The organism is Salmonella sp. 32070601201500089SM, from assembly GCF_017573605.1.
Taxonomy (GTDB): Bacteria; Pseudomonadota; Gammaproteobacteria; order Enterobacterales; family Enterobacteriaceae; genus Salmonella; species Salmonella enterica.
Genome location: NZ_JAGETK010000015.1, coordinates 66,255 through 83,624, shown reverse-complemented (window position 1 = coordinate 83,624; position 17,370 = coordinate 66,255). Strand labels below are relative to the sequence as shown.

14 protein-coding genes and 2 pseudogenes are annotated in these 17,370 nt (G+C 50.6%); 11 read left to right on the top strand and 5 right to left on the bottom strand.

Translation table 11 applies throughout. The annotated features are described in order from the left end of the window. Positions 1-2: 2 nt before the first annotated feature. The 6 genes and pseudogenes from J4728_RS20025 (at position 3) to J4728_RS20000 (ending at position 6,334) form a co-directional block, all read left to right on the top strand. Positions 3-2,513, top strand: a complete 2,511-nt coding sequence (locus J4728_RS20025; RefSeq protein ID WP_208212318.1) for a fimbrial biogenesis outer membrane usher protein — start codon at positions 3-5, stop codon at positions 2,511-2,513. 21 nt (positions 2,514-2,534) lie between these two features. Further along, positions 2,535-3,005, top strand: coding sequence for an AfaD family invasin (gene afaD / locus J4728_RS20020; RefSeq protein ID WP_208212317.1), 471 nt, complete (start codon positions 2,535-2,537; stop codon positions 3,003-3,005). A gap of 407 nt (positions 3,006-3,412) precedes the next feature. Beyond that, on the top strand, positions 3,413-4,234 hold the full coding sequence (locus tag J4728_RS20015; protein ID WP_208212315.1) for a polysaccharide deacetylase family protein: 822 nt from the start codon (positions 3,413-3,415) through the stop codon (positions 4,232-4,234). Positions 4,235-4,316: 82 nt separating this feature from the next. Beyond that, positions 4,317-4,554 (top strand): annotated as a pseudogene (locus J4728_RS20010) (PerC family transcriptional regulator); the annotation flags it as partial. 497 nt (positions 4,555-5,051) lie between these two features. Then, the gene (locus J4728_RS20005) at positions 5,052-5,999 is read left to right on the top strand and encodes a LysR family transcriptional regulator (protein ID WP_000970301.1); all 948 of its coding nucleotides are present in this window, start codon (positions 5,052-5,054) and stop codon (positions 5,997-5,999) included. A 119-nt stretch (positions 6,000-6,118) separates the two neighbouring features. Then, a complete protein-coding gene (locus J4728_RS20000; RefSeq protein WP_208212313.1) occupies positions 6,119-6,334 on the top strand; it encodes a hypothetical protein in 216 nt (71 codons plus the stop codon). Between the two features lie 3 nt (positions 6,335-6,337). Here the strand turns inward: J4728_RS20000 and pagN are convergent, their stop codons facing one another. The 4 genes from pagN to fadE form a co-directional block, all read right to left on the bottom strand. After that, positions 6,338-7,057 carry an adhesin/invasin protein PagN gene (gene pagN, locus J4728_RS19995; protein WP_000787605.1) on the bottom strand — a complete coding sequence of 240 codons (720 nt, stop codon included), beginning with the start codon at positions 7,055-7,057 and terminating at the stop codon, positions 6,338-6,340. A 345-nt stretch (positions 7,058-7,402) separates the two neighbouring features. Continuing rightward, the gene (locus tag J4728_RS19990; protein WP_000788200.1) at positions 7,403-7,810 is read right to left on the bottom strand and encodes a Spy/CpxP family protein refolding chaperone; all 408 of its coding nucleotides are present in this window, start codon (positions 7,808-7,810) and stop codon (positions 7,403-7,405) included. 370 nt (positions 7,811-8,180) lie between these two features. Beyond that, positions 8,181-8,948, bottom strand: coding sequence for an amidohydrolase (locus tag J4728_RS19985; protein WP_000015789.1), 768 nt, complete (start codon positions 8,946-8,948; stop codon positions 8,181-8,183). A gap of 108 nt (positions 8,949-9,056) precedes the next feature. Further along, positions 9,057-11,501 carry an acyl-CoA dehydrogenase FadE gene (gene fadE, locus J4728_RS19980; RefSeq protein WP_000973041.1) on the bottom strand — a complete coding sequence of 815 codons (2,445 nt, stop codon included), beginning with the start codon at positions 11,499-11,501 and terminating at the stop codon, positions 9,057-9,059. 239 nt (positions 11,502-11,740) lie between these two features. Here fadE and lpcA point away from each other — a divergent pair, with 239 nt between their 5' ends. Both lpcA and J4728_RS19970 read left to right on the top strand, forming a co-directional pair. After that, positions 11,741-12,319 carry a D-sedoheptulose 7-phosphate isomerase gene (gene lpcA, locus J4728_RS19975; RefSeq protein WP_000284051.1) on the top strand — a complete coding sequence of 193 codons (579 nt, stop codon included), beginning with the start codon at positions 11,741-11,743 and terminating at the stop codon, positions 12,317-12,319. Positions 12,320-12,531: 212 nt separating this feature from the next. Next, positions 12,532-13,299: a class II glutamine amidotransferase gene (locus J4728_RS19970; RefSeq protein ID WP_000333387.1), complete on the top strand. Its 768-nt coding sequence runs from the start codon at positions 12,532-12,534 to the stop codon at positions 13,297-13,299. On the opposite strand, the gene dpaA is transcribed toward J4728_RS19970, so the two are convergent. Further along, complete coding sequence (dpaA, locus tag J4728_RS19965) at positions 13,270-14,010, bottom strand: peptidoglycan meso-diaminopimelic acid protein amidase (protein WP_001225658.1); 741 nt, start codon at positions 14,008-14,010, stop codon at positions 13,270-13,272. The two genes, J4728_RS19970 and dpaA, sit on opposite strands and share 30 nt — an antisense overlap. A gap of 249 nt (positions 14,011-14,259) precedes the next feature. On the opposite strand from dpaA, the gene dinB reads away from it, so the two are divergent. The 3 genes and pseudogenes from dinB (at position 14,260) to prfH (ending at position 17,284) form a co-directional block, all read left to right on the top strand. Further along, positions 14,260-15,315 carry a DNA polymerase IV gene (dinB, locus tag J4728_RS19960; RefSeq protein WP_001226204.1) on the top strand — a complete coding sequence of 352 codons (1,056 nt, stop codon included), beginning with the start codon at positions 14,260-14,262 and terminating at the stop codon, positions 15,313-15,315. A 218-nt stretch (positions 15,316-15,533) separates the two neighbouring features. Further along, positions 15,534-16,673: pseudogene (locus J4728_RS19955) on the top strand (RNA ligase RtcB family protein). Further along, positions 16,670-17,284: a peptide chain release factor H gene (gene prfH, locus J4728_RS19950; RefSeq protein ID WP_208212310.1), complete on the top strand. Its 615-nt coding sequence runs from the start codon at positions 16,670-16,672 to the stop codon at positions 17,282-17,284. The pseudogene J4728_RS19955 and the gene prfH overlap by 4 nt, the downstream one beginning before the upstream one ends. The last annotated feature ends 86 nt before the right edge of the window (positions 17,285-17,370 follow it).

Here is a 17,370-nt window from a genome sequence, read left to right as displayed (position 1 = left end):
ATATGAAGTTCAAACAACCTGCCTTGCTACTGTTTATCGCGGGAGTAGTTCACTGCGCAAATGCGCACGCTTACACATTCGATGCATCGATGTTGGGCGATGCAGCGAAAGGGGTTGATATGTCGCTCTTTAACCAAGGGGTACAACAGCCAGGGACTTATCGCGTGGACGTGATGGTGAATGGTAAACGTGTCGACACCCGTGATGTGGTGTTCAAATTGGAAAAGGATGGGCAAGGAACGCCTTTTCTGGCTCCTTGTTTGACGGTCAGTCAGCTTTCACGCTACGGCGTAAAAACGGAAGATTACCCTCAGTTGTGGAAAGCAGCAAAGCCCCCAGATGAGTGTGCGGATCTGACCGCCATTCCACAGGCTAAAGCGGTACTGGATATCAATAATCAGCAACTGCAACTGAGTATTCCGCAGTTGGCGTTGCGTCCGGAATTTAAGGGGATCGCTCCTGAAGATCTCTGGGATGATGGTATTCCGGCGTTTCTGATGAACTACAATGCGAGGACAACGCAGACGGATTACAAAATGGATATGGAGAGGCGTGACAACTCTTCCTGGGTACAACTGCAACCGGGAATCAATATAGGTGCGTGGCGTGTCCGCAATGCGACCAGCTGGCAGCGGAGTAGTCAACTGTCGGGGAAGTGGCAGGCAGCATATACCTATGCTGAGCGTGGACTGTACTCACTAAAAAGTCGTCTGACTCTGGGGCAAAAGACTTCGCAGGGGGAGATATTTGATAGTGTGCCATTTACCGGTGTGATGTTGGCATCGGATGACAACATGGTGCCCTACAGTGAGCGGCAGTTTGCTCCGGTAGTGCGTGGGATTGCCCGCACGCAGGCTCGGGTGGAGGTCAAACAGAATGGTTACACCATTTACAACACCACTGTGGCGCCCGGACCGTTTGTACTGCGGGATCTGTCGGTAACAGACAGTGGTGGTGATCTGCATGTCACCGTGTGGGAGGCCGATGGCAGTACACAAATGTTTGTGGTGCCGTATCAGACCCCGGCGATAGCACTGCACCAGGGATATTTGAAGTACAGCCTGTTGGCGGGCCGATACCGATCGTCAGACTCTGCAACGGATAAGGCGCAGATCGCGCAGGCTACGTTGATGTATGGTCTGCCGTGGAATCTCACTGCATACGGCGGTATACAGAGTGCAACGCACTATCAAGCTGCATTGCTTGGTTTGGGGGGATCTCTCGGGCGGTGGGGGAGTTTATCTGTCGATGGAAGCGACACACACAGTCAGCGTCAGGGGGAGGCGGTACAGCAAGGAGCCTCCTGGCGACTGCGTTACAGCAACCAGCTGACTGCGACGGGGACAAATTTTTTTCTGACGAGATGGCAGTATGCCTCGCAGGGCTATAACACCCTATCCGATGTGCTCGACAGTTATCGACATGATGGTAACCGTCTATGGTCGTGGCGGGAAAATTTGCAGCCGAGCTCGCGTACCACCCTGATGTTGAGTCAGTCATGGGGGAGGCATTTGGGCAATCTGAGTTTAACCGGTTCCCGTACCGACTGGCGTAATCGCCCCGGTCATGATGACAGCTACGGACTGAGTTGGGGAACCTCTATCGGAGGGGGCTCGCTGTCATTGAGCTGGAATCAAAACAGAACGCTGTGGCGCAATGGCGCGCACCGTAAAGAGAACATAACCAGCCTGTGGTTCAGTATGCCATTAAGCCGCTGGACGGGGAATAATGTAAGTGCTAGTTGGCAGATGACTTCACCATCACACGGTGGTCAGACGCAACAAGTGGGGGTCAACGGAGAGGCATTCAGTCAGCAACTGGATTGGGAGGTGCGTCAGAGTTACCGTGCCGATGCCCCGCCAGGTGGTGGTAATAACAGCGCATTGCACTTGGCATGGAATGGGGCTTACGGCCTGTTAGGTGGTGACTATAGCTACAGCCGGGCGATGCGCCAGATGGGAGTCAATATCGCGGGAGGTATAGTTATCCACCATCATGGTGTGACGCTGGGGCAACCTTTGCAAGGCTCAGTGGCGCTGGTTGAAGCGCCAGGGGCCTCGGGGGTGCCAGTTGGCGGCTGGCCTGGCGTTAAGACGGATTTTCGTGGCGACACCACAGTGGGCAACCTGAGCGTCTATCAGGAGAATACAGTCAGCCTCGATCCGTCGCAACTACCGGATGACGCAGAGGTCACACAAACCGATGTGCGCGTGGTGCCAACCGAAGGGGCGGTGGTGGAAGCGAAGTTTCACACTCGCATCGGGGCCAGGGCACTGATGACGCTGAAACGGGAAGATGGTAGCGCCATTCCTTTCGGGGCGCAGGTTATAGTCAATGGGCAGGATGGCAGCGCTGATCTGGTGGATACTGATAGCCAGGTTTATCTCACTGGTCTGGCGGATAAGGGCGAACTGACGGTGAAATGGGGAGCACAGCAATGTCGGGTTAACTACCAGCTACCTGCCCACAAGGGAATCGCGGGCTTGTATCAAATGAGCGGTCTCTGCAGATAACCGATTCTGAAGGAGAGAACAATGTGGATGAAAATACAGCGAGTGAAAACGGTTATCTATAGCGTAACCTTACTGGTTGCTGCCAGTAGCTTGATGCCGATAGCGAACGCCGCAGAAAAACTTCAGACAACGCTACGTGTAGGGGCTTACTTTCGGGCCGGGCATGTGCCAGATGGGATGGTGCTTGCGCAAGGCTGGGTGACTTATTACGGCAGCCACAGCGGGTTTCGGGTATGGAGCGATGAGCAAAAGGCGGGTAACACGCCTACCGTATTGCTGCTGAGCGGGCAACAGGATCCTCGCCATCACATTCAGGTTCGCCTGGAGGGCGAGGGGTGGCAACCAGATACGGTGAGTGGTCGTGGCGCCATTTTAAGAACCGCTGCAGATAACGCCAGTTTCAGTGTGGTCGTTGATGGCAATCAGGAAGTGCCTGCGGATACCTGGACGCTGGATTTTAAGGCCTGTGCATTGACACACGAGGAGGCGTAGACATCCGTTCCACTCATACTTCCTGTATCAGTGAATAAGGCGAATACTGTATATCAGGCTCGAGGATGTATTGAAAATTTACTCAAGGCAAATATGGTTAGCAATCTTCATTGCAGAAAAATCAATTGCTGATTGATTTTAAAATCTGAAATTCACCTTTTTTTGTAGGGAGAGGAATATTATGTTTCGTAAAATAATTTAACGGACACTGATGCCTTTATTATTTTCTGTTTTGTGGATTTGTTTGATTCACTCTTTTGTGAGCGGGGCTTTATAAGCCCCTGGTATAAGGTTTGTTTATCTGTCAGGTATTCATATGTGATATTTAAGATTTTATGTTTAGAGGGCTTTTTCTTGTCCCCTCAGGCGTAAAAATAATTTATTTTTTATATAAAGGAATAAAGCATATGTCTTATGCACGACATTTACCGGTATTAATGTATCACCATGTCAGTGATAAACCCGGACAGATAACCTTATCTCCCCGTACGTTCCGGGCGCAGATGAAATGGCTGGCTGAATCTGGCTGGAAAACCGTTACCGCAGCAGAGGTGGAAGCTTTTTATCATGGTGCAAGATTGCCTCGTAAAAGCGTCATGCTGACCTTTGATGGCGGCTGGCTGGATAACTGGTTGCAGGTTTTTCCGGTGCTGCAGGAGTTTAATCTGCATGCGCATCTCTTTCTTGTGACCAGTTTGATCAGTGACGGACCGGTCCGTATTCCTGCAGGCGAACTGGTGTACTCTCATGCTGAGTGTCAGATGCTGGTTAAACAAGGCCGGGCTGATGAGGTCATGCTGCGCTGGTCAGAGGTCCGGGAGATGCACCTCAGTGGCCTTGTTGAGTTTCACTCGCACACGCACACCCACCGACGCTGGGACCAGAAACCTGTGTCCCGTAATCCGTCGGATTTGCTTCGTGTCGATATTCTTCTTAGTCGTAAGCGGATGAGGGAGATGCTGGGTTACTGCAGTCAGCATCTGTGCTGGCCTGAGGGCTGGTATTGTTCTGACTATATTCATGTGGCTGAAGAGCTGGGGTTCACATACCTGTATACCACAGAAAGGCGTATGAACAATCCAGTCATCGGTTCACAGCGTATTGGTCGTATCAACACAAAGGAGCGAAAGAATGTGGGCTGGCTGAAACGTCGTCTGTTTTATCACACCACGCCCGGATTTTCTTCGCTGCTGGCCCGGCATAAGGGGGCACGTCGGATAGCTGACTGAGCCGGAGATCAGGATGAAAGTGCTGCATACCGAATCCTCCCCCATCATCGGCGGGCAGGGGTTGTAGGCTATATCCCAAATGATGGTGCTGATTTTGAGCAGAAATAAGATAACACCGGAGGCCGTGATAGACCCGGTTGCGCAGAATCTGGAGGCAGCAGGTCACTGGCGCAGGGCTTCTACCCGTTGGCTTTTGGTCATGGGCGATTTTGAATGTACAGAGGCCCAGCGGGAGTGGTTGTTGTTGCGCCGGAATTATTGCCTTGCGCAGATATCTTCCCCTGGCGCCAGTAAAGCTGGATATCAGCGACGTGACGAAATGAGAGGAGCCTGCACATAGGTTTGTGTTTTGAGTAAGTGTCTTATTTAAACCGTCTGTTCTGTTTCCTCCGCTTTCACAAATAATATCGAGCCGGGTGGGGGGTATGCAAGTAAGAATAATCTGGCGATGTTTTGCTTGTTTCCACGGGATACTTTGTTAGGTGAACGATGCAATTAATGCGCTCCAGACTGCGTCACAGAAAAGGAGAATGCCTTTGCAGAACGGGCGCATGACAATGAACCACTTTATTATTGGTATCTGGTTCGGCGACAACCTTGACGATCACGTCTGAGATAGGGTATTTACACTGAGTGGTAAACAGGTTCAATTAGTAACCGGAGATGGATGCAAAATCATGATCGATTCAGATGCTATTTTGCAGCCAATAGATTTTTTTATTAAGATGATATCAAGGACATTGAGGCACACAATGACGTATCAGTAAGTCGTTGATAGCTCATTTGATATAAGAATTTCTTTTATCAACGGAAGATAATGATGGAACTGATCAATAATCGTGGTATGCGAGACTGGATGATATTTATTAAAGTGGCGGAAGTAGGGAATCTTTCCCGGGCTGCACGGGAATTAGATATTAGCATTTCTGCTGTCAGTAAATCGCTTAGCCGCCTTGAGAATTCTATTGAGGTTACTTTACTTCGGCGCGATTCACATCACTTAGAACTGACTGGAGCTGGTCAGACAGCCTATGCAAGCATGAAAAGGATAACATCTTCCTTTCAGTCCTTGCTGGATGAATTGCGAAATCCGGATAAAATTATCAGAGGGAGTATAAAATTTTCGGCTCCGGCTATTGTCTGTGAGTTTCTTGCCAATAAGTGGATATGGGAATTTACAGCTAGCTATCCGGATACAAAAATCTACCTGGATTCACGAGAGCGTAGCGATTTTTTTAGTAAATCCCTGGAGTTTGATGAGCTGGTTTTTAAAAGTGGCATAATCGAAAGTGAGGATCTCGTGTATCGAAAGATAAGCCCTTTAAAGTTGGTTCTTTGTGCGAGTCCGAAATATATCAGAAAATATGGCAGGATCTCACATCCTGGCGATTTGGAAAATCACATTATTATGGGTCTTCACAACCATGGTCTTTCCGGACCTCTTACTCTTTTCCGTCAAGATGAATCATACACTATTAGTGGCGCTGTTAATGTTCATTTATCTTCCAATAATCTTTTGAGTGTTCTTAATTTGGTTTTAGAAGGAAAGGGTATCAACCTCATGACTCCGGCCTGGCTTGCCACCAAATACTTAAAAAATAATGAACTTGAAATTATACTTCCTGAATGGAGGGTTCCAGATCTCCCCATTTATCTTGTATGGCGTCATCGTCAGTATTATTCTCCTTTATTTCAACGCTTTCTGTCTTTTATTGAAGATAAATGGAATAATCGCCCACAAATTGATTTTCTGAATGATGATTAACCCGTTTGGAATGGTTTTGACACGTTCCTGACTTAAACCCACATGATGATGACTGAATTGAGGCATCGAGATATGCGACTGGTCAGCCAGTCGTCTTTTGACGATGCCCAATACAAAACATGAAGCCGACTGACGGAAATGATAATACCCGGAAACAGGACGGGGCTGTTTTTGGGCAGCCGGAAGTTAAGCCCATACCAGAAACGTTGCAGTGTACTGAAAAATGGCGCCAGGTTGCACCTGTTCAACGATTTTCTGAAGGCGCAGGAGTATTCATTACTGATATCCTCCATTGCGCCTTCGGGAACCCACAGGACCAGCTATTTTACCGATAGTGTTTAAAAGGCGTAAGTAATGCCGAGCATGAAGTCATTGGAGGCAGCCTTTGTGTCTGCATCATAAGCGGTATGTTCATCACCAGCATAGTGATTTTTTGAAATGCTTACTTTGCCGGCATTAATGTATTTATAACTGGCGTCAATCATAATATTATCTGTTACAGCATATTTTGCACCGATACCTGCGCCCCAGGCAAAGTTATTTTTTGAAGCAGACAGAGTTTCATTAATACCAAAACCAACAGGAATGGTGTTATTACTTAGCTTCACATGAGCGAGGCCAACGCCTGCGCTGATATAGGGAGTAAATGCCGTACTATTGTGAAAATCATAATAGCCATTAACCATGTAAGTGGTCATTCGGACCTGATTTTTTACATTTATGTGTACTGGCTGACCAAATGCAATAATATCCTGCCCGCCTTTAGCATCCGTCTCACCTCTGAAAGTGGTATCCAGTTCTAAACGTACTGGAAGCTGGAATGGGTCATAAAAGTCATAACCGATAGCAACCCCGCCGCCAAAAACGCCTTTGGTACGGTCAGGTAACGTTGCATGACCATTGACTATCTCATCCTGGCTGAAGGTTGAGTTGATTCCATAGACATTGACTACGGATGTCCCCGCTTTCCCGGTGATATAGATCCCTTCTTTTGCTGATGCAGTAGCGGACCAGGCTACCACAAGGGGAATGATGCAGACTGCGAAAAAGTTTTTCATTTCAGAACCTGCCTTAATATTGGGCTAAAAGACAAGTTTCACGGTATAGGGTGTGATATAACGATTACATAAACGAAGCCCAAAAAACGGTCTATTGTAACGCTGGGTTTTCTGTAAGCGGGTAAAAAATGAGATGAAGATTTTAAATAACAATACGATAATCGTCGGTATGGAAATCCATCTCCTCGCCAAATTGCCCAACGTATGCCAGCCCCACGTACGGTTTCACTTCTATGTTATGTAACGGGTAGTGTGAGATAGAGCGATGCTGTAAGAAAAAGATGAAGATGAATTTGTACCCGACCAGGATAAAGCCCGTTATCCAGGAATAACGGGCAAAAATATTTACTCAAGTGCCTGGGCGAGATCTTGTTGTACCTGTTGACGTTGTTCTGGTGTCAAGACTTTGCTTAAATCAAAATAATATTTAACCCGATAATAGCGAGCCTGTTGTTCTATGTTACTGAAGGCTGCAAGCTGCTGTTTTACGGCGGCGTCATCCCATTTACCGGATTTAATCACCTCTATCAGCGCACCGTCTTTAATTCCCTTCATAGAAATCTGACTGACGTCGGTTTCCAGTTGTTGGTGAAGTTTTTTGATCCGGGTAATCTGATCGTTTGTCAGCTTCAGATGCTGGACAATAGGATCCTGGGCGGGCAGGGGAGGATTGGGGACAGCGGTGGCGAAAGCGCCAAAAGAAACGCCCGCCAGAGTCGCTGCCAGTAAAGTTGTGCGTACAAAGTTTTTCATGAAGATATCCTGATAAGGGAGTGATTAACCGTTTTTATTACCCACGAATGGCGAGCAATTATCTTAGAGCCTATCCCATTAGGGCTATTTTACTTGCCATTTTGGACCTGGGCAGTGCTCGCCAAAACGCGTTAGCGTTTTGAACGCCGCTAGCGGCGGCCCGAAGGGCGAGCGTAGCGAGTCAAACCTCACGTACTACGTGTACGCTCCGGTTTTTGCGCGCTGTCCGTGTCCAAACTGGCTGCGCCAATAACGCCTGGTGGGATAGGCTCTTAGTCAGAATACGTTGCCTGCCACATTACGCCACGCGAATTTGTTTTACGGAGAGTTACGGAGTGAAACAATCCCGCCGCGGTGAGCGGCAGGTTGCTTACAAGGTGAATGGATCGGCATCGCGCCAGGCTGGAAATTTTTCGCGATAGTCCTGCAAGGCGACGAGAGAAAGATCGGCATCGATACGTGTCGCCTGGTGTGGTTCGGCGGTGGCGATAATGTCGCCCTGGGGATTAATGATCCGGCTATCGCCGCGATAATGTAACCCGTTACCATCGGTGCCAACCCGGTTGCAGCCTGCGACATAAGCCTGATTTTCAATAGCGCGCGCCGTCAGTAATGTTTGCCAGTGTAGCGAGCGCGGCGCGGGCCAGTTCGCTACATACAGCGCCAGATCGTAATCATTGCGGTTGCGCGACCATATCGGAAAGCGCAGATCGTAACAGATCAACGGCAGGATGCGCCAACCGCGCCACTGCACGATGATGCGTTTATCGCCTGCGGCATAATGTTGATGTTCATCCGCCATACGAAACAGATGGCGCTTATCATAGAGATGAACCTTGCCTTCCGGTTCAACCAGTAAGAAGCGATTTACGGCGCCGCGCTCAGTTTGTAGCGCCGCGCTGCCGGCAATCAGAGCGTCAGTTTGTCGGGCTTTGGCCTGCATCCACGTAATCACGCTATCTTGCGAAAGTGAGTTATTAGCGGCCTCCATCGCGAAGCCGGTGGTAAACATTTCAGGCAGAACAATCACATCCCGGCCAGATACGAGCTCTAGCTGTCTGTCAAAATGACGCAGGTTTGCCGGGCCGTCCATCCAGACTAAAGGTTGTTGCAACAGAGTAATTTTCAAACCAGACACGATCGGAGCTCCTCATTGAACAGCGTCTTTACACTGTAGCATGAGCAATAATAAAAAAGCGGCAAGAAAAAGCCCCGCGAAAGCGGGGCAGGAAAGACACGAGACTGATTATGCGGCTTCGACTTTACGCACTTTCTCCGGCAGCTTTACCGGTTTGGTCGCCAGCGCTTCAGGTTCAAAATCATCAACGTTGATACTGCGCAGGCGGCTCTCTTCCGCTTTCGCCAGGATGGCGGCTTCATCTTTATCTATAAGCCCTTTCGCCAGCGCATTGCGCGCCAGTTCATCCAGACGAGTAAACGGCAGATTTTTACCCAGTTCTTTGCAGATGCGCTGGTGGATAGGGTCGGCAGCGATGACATCACGCAGCGCTTCTTCCAGTAAACCGACCGGATTATGTTCGGCGGGTGTCAGATACTGGCCGCGCCCAATGCGTGAACGTGTGGCGTTCGGCACTTGCAGGATCTTCGCCACGGCGTGATCCAGCTTATCAGACGGCGCCAGATAATGACGGCCAGTCGGGAAGATCATCGCGGTGAGCAATCCGGCCACGACGCGGTTCGGGAAGTTCTGCAGCAGATCGTCCATCGCTTGTTCAGCACGATACAGCGCATCCTGTACGCCCCAGTGTACCAGCGGCAGGTCGGCTTCGTGGCGACCTTCGTCGTCGTAACGCTTCAGTACGGCTGAGGCCAGATAAAGCTGACTCAACACATCGCCCAGACGCGCGGAGATACGCTCGCGGCGTTTCAGGCTGCCGCCCAGTACCGCCATTGACACGTCGGACAGCAGGGCCAGGTTTGCGCTCAGTCGGTTCAGATGCTGGTAATAACGCTTCGTGGCGTCGCCGGTTGGCGTATGGCTCGTTAATCCGCGGGTCAGGCCAAGCCAGAAACTGCGAACGGTATTGCTGCCGACATGGCCAATATGTTTAAACAACAGTTTATCAAAGGCATTCACATCATTATTCTGCGCTGCGGCCATCTCTTCCAGTACATAAGGATGGCAGCGAATGGCGCCCTGACCAAAGATCATCATGCTACGGGTCAGGATATTCGCGCCTTCCACGGTGATCGCGATAGGCGCGCCCTGGTAAGCACGCGCCAGGAAGTTGCTCTCGCCCAGCATAATGCCTTTACCCCCAGTGATATCCATCGCGTCGATAATGGACTGCTGGCCGCGGTGGGTGCAGTGGTACTTCACGATAGCCGACAGTACCGCCGGTTTTTCGCCTAGCATAATGCCGTAGGTGATTAACGATGCGGCGGCATCCATCACATAAGCGTTACCTGCAATACGCGCTAGCGGTTCCTCAATACCTTCCATCTTGCCGATAGAAATTTTGAACTGACGACGAATGTGAGCATAGGCGCCGGTTGCCAGCGCGACGGATTTCACCCCGCCAGTGGAGTTGGACGGCAGGGTAATACCGCGTCCTACCGACAAACATTCCACCAGCATACGCCAGCCCTGTCCGGCCATTTTGGGGCCGCCGATAATATAATCAATAGGCACGAAAATATCGTTACCGCGGGTTGGACCATTCTGGAACGGAACGTTAAGCGGGAAGTGACGACGACCAATTTCCACACCCGGCGTTGAGGTGGGGATCAGGGCGCAGGTAATACCCAGCTCTTCTTCTCCGCCTAACAATCTATCCGGATCGGAAAGCTTAAACGCCAGGCCCAACACGGTAGCTATCGGTGCCAGCGTAATGTAACGCTTGTTCCAGGTCAGGCGCATACCCAGCACCTGCTGGCCCTGCCATTCGCCCATGCAAACCACGCCGGTATCCGGAATGGCGCCTGCATCAGAACCTGCTTCCGGGCTGGTCAGCGCAAAGCAGGGGATCTCCTGGCCGCGCGCCAGTCGCGGCAGATAGTGATTCTTCTGCTCTTCCGTACCATAGTGCTGCAACAACTCGCCAGGGCCGAGTGAGTTTGGAACGCCGACGGTGATAGCCAGAATCCCGGAGACGCCGGACAGTTTTTGCAGTACACGGGACTGCGCATAAGCGGAGAACTCCAGTCCGCCGTACTCTTTTTTAATGATCATCGCAAAAAAACGATGCTCTTTCAGATAAGCCCACAGTTCCGGCGGCAGATCCGCCAGTTCATGGGTAATCTGGAAATCGTTCGCCATCCGGCACGCTTCTTCTACCGGACCGTCGAGAAACGCTTGCTCTTCGGCAGTGAGTTGCGGTTGCGGATAGTTGTGCAGTTTTTTCCAGTCAGGCTTGCCCTGGAACAGATCGCCTTCCCACCAGGTTGTACCGGCATCAATCGCTTCTTTCTCAGTGCGCGACATCGGCGGCATGACCTTACGGAAGCCGCGGAACACCGGTGCGGAAATCATTGATTTTCGCATCGGTGTGAGGTTAAACGGCACGAGGATAATGGCCAGAGGAACCAACAGCCAGATGGACCACAGGCCAGCGACGCCAAGTGCGGCGGTCCAGGCGAGCAGAATCAGGCTGCTGAGAAATAAACTCACGCGGTGATAGAACAATGCGCCGAGCAGAACAACCGTAGCGATAATACTCAAAATCATCATAACGAAAAGCTCCCTTGCTTGTAGGAGGTCTGACCACTTGTGATGATTAGGTTGTAGTGGATGTAAAATCTTTTAGCAATGTGTTTACAAAATAATTACAACAAAGCTCACATTGTTGCCGTTTTTGGGGGCACGAAAAATCAAAAGCGTGAGGCGTTAATTCGGCTTATGCTTCTCGCCTGTACTGCTATCCGGTACACTGCATACTGTCATTTACATTCATGCTGAAGGATATCCTCATGTACCAGGATCTTATTCGTAACGAACTGAACGAAGCGGCGGAAACGCTGGCTAATTTTTTAAAAGATGACGCCAATATTCACGCCATTCAGCGCGCGGCGGTCCTGTTGGCTGACAGTTTTAAAGCGGGTGGTAAGGTACTTTCCTGCGGTAACGGCGGCTCCCATTGCGATGCGATGCACTTTGCTGAAGAGCTGACAGGTCGTTATCGTGAAAATCGTCCGGGCTACCCGGCAATTGCGATTTCTGATGTTAGCCATATATCCTGCGTCAGTAATGATTTTGGCTATGACTATATTTTCTCTCGTTACGTTGAGGCGGTAGGGCGCGAAGGCGATGTCCTGTTAGGGATCTCGACGTCGGGTAACTCTGGTAACGTGATTAAAGCGATTGCCGCGGCCCGTGAAAAAGGCATGAAAGTGATTACGTTGACCGGCAAAGACGGCGGCAAAATGGCGGGAACGGCGGATATTGAAATTCGCGTACCGCACTTCGGTTATGCCGATCGTATTCAGGAAATTCATATCAAAGTGATTCATATCCTGATTCAACTGATCGAAAAAGAGATGGTTAAATAACTATACCCGTCATACTTCAAGCTGCAGGTGCGTTGGTTGCGCTCAGAAACCCCAGTCACATAGTTATCTATGTTCCTGGGGATTTCCTCCCTTACCGCCTTCCTGCAACTCGAATTATTTAGGGTATAGCATATTGTTTTCTTTGATATTTTGAGATTTGATTGGCTGTAAAAATTACGCCTTCCCGCTTAAGGCGTTTGTGGAGGTGATGTATGTGCGAACTGCTTGGGATGAGCGCCAATGTGCCGACGGATATCTGCTTTAGCTTCACCGGACTGGTGCAGCGTGGCGGCGGAACCGGGCCGCATAAAGACGGCTGGGGAATTACCTTTTACGAAGGAAAGGGCTGTCGCACGTTTAAAGATCCGCAACCGAGCTACCATTCGCCGATTGCGAAACTGGTACAGAATTACCCGATCAAGTCCTGCTCGGTTATCGCCCATATCCGTCAGGCTAATCGCGGTGAAGTGGCGCTGGAAAATACACACCCTTTTACCCGGGAATTATGGGGACGCAACTGGACTTATGCTCATAACGGTCAGCTCAACGGTTATAAGTCGCTGGAAACCGGTAATTTTCGTCCGGTGGGGGAAACCGACAGCGAAAAAGCGTTTTGCTGGCTATTGCATAAATTAACGCAGCGTTATCCCCGCACGCCGGGCAACATGACAGCGGTATTTAAATATATTGCGACACTGGCGACGGTATTACGTGAAAAAGGCGTTTTTAACATGCTGCTGTCAGATGGGCGATATGTGATGGCGTTTTGCTCAACCCATTTGCACTGGATCACTCGCCGGGCGCCGTTTGGCGTAGCCACGCTGGTGGATCAGGATATGGAAATTGATTTCAGTTCACAGACCACGCCAAATGACGTGGTTACCGTGATTGCTACCCAGCCGCTAACGGGGAATGAAACCTGGCAAAAGATTATGCCAGGCGAATGGGCGTTATTTTGCCTCGGAGAGCGTATAATTTGAGGCCAGCTGTGGCTGAACGACTTCGTGACTCAACGGTTTGCTCACGACGTAACGTCCATCAACGATAGAAACAGTTGGCGGCTTATGCGTCTGTTCAAAATAATCGTAGCCGGGTTTTAGCTGCGCCCAGAAATCTTTGTAATAAGAATATTTATGACGCTGCATATTGGCGTCGGTCATCCGGAACGGATAAATACTCACCTGTACGCTCGGCTGACCAAAGACCAGCGCGGCGGTGACAAACTGGAAAATCTCATCAATGCCGCTGTCGGTCATGGCATAGCAGCCGACGGAAACACAGGCGCCGTGAATCATCAGATATTTACCATCATAGCCATGCGCGCGATCGTAGGCATTGGGAAAACCAATGTTGATGGCCTTATAAAAACGGCTGTCTGGCTTGAGTTGATTGCGCTGAACGCTGTAAAACCCTTCCGGACTTTTAAAATCGCCCTGACGGCGTTTCGGGCCTAACCCACCGGAATAGTTGCAAATTTTGTAGCTATCAAGCAACTGGTATTGCTCACCCATTTTGACGTAGAGATCAAGAGTGCGCTCTTCTTTAAAAATCTGAATATAGACCGGTGAGCCCATTAACTGCTGCTTATACTCTTTACTGACCGGCGTGACGGGGCTGCTGCTGCTCAGCAAACCGGCAAACGAGACGCACGGCATCAGAAGCATCGCAAGAAAAAATGCGATTTTACGCATACTGCTTGTTCCTTGATAAAACGGTTACACACGCCAGAACGGCAAAAGAGTCCCCAAATCGGAGTAATCTGGATTTGGAGCGCTCACATTAGCACCACGGCAGTTTTTCGCAAGTCCCCGTGTGTACGTTTACAATTTTCCCGCCGCTTTCGTCGTCATACCTTCGAATATGTCGCATTTTTAACGCGAATGTCTCTTTGCGCGCAATAAAACATACTGTACACTTAAACAGTATTGTGGGGGCGAGCGATGCGCAAAATCATACATGTTGATATGGACTGTTTTTTTGCCGCGGTAGAGATGCGTGATAATCCGGCGTTACGCGATATTCCCATTGCCATTGGCGGGAGTCGTGAGCGAAGAGGTGTTATCAGTACCGCCAACTATCCTGCGCGCCAGTTTGGCGTACGTAGCGCGATGCCGACCGCCATGGCGCTAAAGCTGTGCCCCCATCTCACCTTATTGCCTGGCCGCTTTGACGCCTATAAAGAGGCTTCGCGGCATGTACGTGACATCTTTTCCCGCTACACTTCACTGATTGAACCGCTCTCGCTGGATGAAGCCTGGCTGGATGTGACTGACAGCCCGCACTGTTATGGTTCGGCGACTCTGATCGCCAGGGAGATTCGTCAGACTATTTTCAATGAATTGCAACTCACCGCCTCCGCCGGCGTTGCGCCAGTGAAATTTCTGGCGAAGATTGCCTCCGATCTCAATAAACCGAACGGACAATATGTTATTACGCCAGCCGATGTACCCGGCTTTCTTAAAACGTTGCCGTTAGCCAAAATTCCAGGCGTGGGGAAAGTTTCCGCCGCAAAACTGGAAAATATGGGGTTAAGAACCTGCGGGGATATTCAACAGTGCGATCTGGCGATGCTTCTCAAACGCTTTGGTAAATTTGGCCGGGTATTATGGGAGCGTAGTCAGGGTATTGACGAGCGTGATGTTAACAGCGAAAGGCTGCGTAAATCGGTAGGCGTTGAGCGTACTCTGGCGGAGGATATTCATGAGTGGTCGGACTGCGAGGCCATTATTGAGCATTTATATCCGGAACTGGAGCGTCGTCTGGCTATAGTAAAGCCCGATTTACTGATTGCCCGCCAGGGCGTTAAATTAAAATTTAATGATTTTCAGCAAACCACTCAGGAACATGTCTGGCCGCAATTAAATAAAGAAGACTTAATTACCACCGCCCGTAAAACCTGGGACGAGCGTCGCGGCGAGCGCGGCGTACGGCTGGTGGGGCTACACGTAACGCTGCTCGACCCTCAATTGGAACGACAGTTGGTGTTAGGGTTATAAGTCAGGCCATTAAGATTTTATCACTATTACGATTGCGCCATCTAAATTTCAGTATTACTATACCCGCGTTTTCTCATTCTCAATAACTGCAAAGGAGGTTCATCATGACACTTTATTCTCTGAACGCACTTTGCAGACATTTCCAGGATTAATTTTCTCTTATTGCTCTGGATTAGTCTGCCATTTCCTGATTTTTTAATTCATATATGGAATGGTATATGGGCAATTATATTCGTCCTTTATCAGATGTGGTATTTTCTATCGCATCGGATAACCTGTGGATCGAAGATTCCGCGATCCAACAATTATATACGACGGCTAAGTTAACCGGTATGAAACGCGTTATCGGGATGCCAGATCTGCATCCGGGGCGCGGCTATCCTATTGGCGCAGCCTTTTTCTCGCGTGGACGTTTTTATCCGGCGCTGGTCGGCAACGATATCGGCTGCGGCATGGCGTTATGGCAAACGGATATTTTAGGGCGTAAATATAACGCCGATAAACTGGAGAAGCGGCTGGCGTCGCTGCCTGACGTGGCGGACGCGCAGTGGCTGGAGGAGAATGTCCCCGCCGCAATGCAGCATCATTCGTGGCGCTCTGCGCTGGGTTCCATTGGCGGCGGCAATCATTTTGCCGAGCTGCAACAGGTCGATCGCATCGTCGATGCTGATTCGTTCGCTTTGTCGGGGTTGCAAAAAGCGCAGTTATGACTGCTGGTACACAGTGGTTCACGCGGTCTGGGGCAAGCTATCCTGCGTCGTCATGTGGAGGCGTTTTCGCATAACGGTTTGCCGGAAGATAGCGACGATGCGCGCCACTACCTTGCAGAACATGACGATGCGCTGGCATTTGCCCGCAGTAATCGCGCGCTGATTGCCCGCCGGATACTGCAACAGCTCAGGGCTGAGGGCGAACCGCGGCTGGATGTGGCGCATAACTTCGTTGAACCCTGTACTGTCGCGGGTGAGGCGGGGTGGCTGCACCGTAAAGGCGCTACGCCAGATGGGCAGGGACTGGTGATTATCCCCGGCTCGCGCGGCGATTATAGCTGGCTGGTGAAACCCGTCGTCAGCGAGGAGAGCCTCTTCTCCCTGGCGCACGGCGCGGGGCGCAAATGGATGCGTACCGAGTGTAAAGACCGGTTATCGGCAAAATTTACCCCGCGACAGCTCTGCCGTACTGGGATGGGTAGCCGGGTGATTTGCCGCGATCGCCAGCTCATTTATGAAGAAGCGCCGCAGGCGTATAAATCCATCGATAGCGTTGTGGATTGTCTGGCAGACGCCGGACTGATTACGCCAGTTGCCTGCCTGCGTCCGGTGCTGACGCTGAAAACCTCAGGGGAGAAAAGCGCATGATCTTACTGCAACTTTCTTCTGCGCAGGGACCTGACGAGTGTTGTCTGGCGGTAAAAAAAGCGCTGGATTGTCTGACGAAAGAAGCCGCCAGAGAAAAGGTATCGCTGACACGGCTTGAAACAGAGCCGGGACGATTACCAGACACGCTGCGTTCTGCGCTGGTCTCGCTGGACGGCGAAAAAGCCATGGCTTTCAGTGAACGTTGGTGCGGCACGTTACTGTGGATTTGTACCAGCCCGTATCGCCCGCACCATGGGCGAAAAAACTGGTGCGTCGGCATTGGGCGCTTTTCCGCCGACGAGCACATACAGTCTGATGAGATTCGTTTCGAGACTCTGCGCTCTTCCGGCCCGGGTGGGCAGCACGTTAATAAAACCGACTCGGCAGTGCGGGCCACGCACCTGGCGAGCGGGATTAGCGTGAAGGTTCAGTCGGAGCGCAGTCAACATGCGAATAAGCGTCTGGCCCGGCTGCTGATTGCCTGGCGGCTGGAACAGCAACGGCAAAATGAGTGTGCGGCGTTGAAGTCTGAAAGGCGTCTGTTCCATCATCAGATTGAGCGCGGCAATCCGCTACGGATATTTAAAGGAATGGCGTTTACGCCACAATAATTCGGTGTTACCGGCGCTGTTATAGGGCTGTCCGGCTATTCGCGTGTAGCCGCAGCGCTATTCAGCGCATCCAGGAGAGCTTATCT

Bases quoted from the DNA above. Each gene is read 5' to 3' on its own strand.
- prfH (WP_208212310.1), top strand. From the start codon at position 16,670: ATGATCTTACTGCAACTTTCTTCTGCGCAGGGACCTGACGAGTGTTGT.
- lpcA (WP_000284051.1), top strand. From the start codon at position 11,741: ATGTACCAGGATCTTATTCGTAACGAACTGAACGAAGCGGCGGAAACG.
- J4728_RS19990 (WP_000788200.1), bottom strand. From the start codon at position 7,810: ATGAAAAACTTTGTACGCACAACTTTACTGGCAGCGACTCTGGCGGGC.
- J4728_RS19970 (WP_000333387.1), top strand. From the start codon at position 12,532: ATGTGCGAACTGCTTGGGATGAGCGCCAATGTGCCGACGGATATCTGC.
- dinB (WP_001226204.1), top strand. From the start codon at position 14,260: ATGCGCAAAATCATACATGTTGATATGGACTGTTTTTTTGCCGCGGTA.
- pagN (WP_000787605.1), bottom strand. From the start codon at position 7,057: ATGAAAAACTTTTTCGCAGTCTGCATCATTCCCCTTGTGGTAGCCTGG.
- J4728_RS20000 (WP_208212313.1), top strand. From the start codon at position 6,119: ATGAAGCCGACTGACGGAAATGATAATACCCGGAAACAGGACGGGGCT.
- fadE (WP_000973041.1), bottom strand. From the start codon at position 11,501: ATGATGATTTTGAGTATTATCGCTACGGTTGTTCTGCTCGGCGCATTG.
- afaD (WP_208212317.1), top strand. From the start codon at position 2,535: ATGTGGATGAAAATACAGCGAGTGAAAACGGTTATCTATAGCGTAACC.
- J4728_RS20025 (WP_208212318.1), top strand. From the start codon at position 3: ATGAAGTTCAAACAACCTGCCTTGCTACTGTTTATCGCGGGAGTAGTT.
- J4728_RS20005 (WP_000970301.1), top strand. From the start codon at position 5,052: ATGATGGAACTGATCAATAATCGTGGTATGCGAGACTGGATGATATTT.
- J4728_RS20015 (WP_208212315.1), top strand. From the start codon at position 3,413: ATGTCTTATGCACGACATTTACCGGTATTAATGTATCACCATGTCAGT.
- dpaA (WP_001225658.1), bottom strand. From the start codon at position 14,010: ATGCGTAAAATCGCATTTTTTCTTGCGATGCTTCTGATGCCGTGCGTC.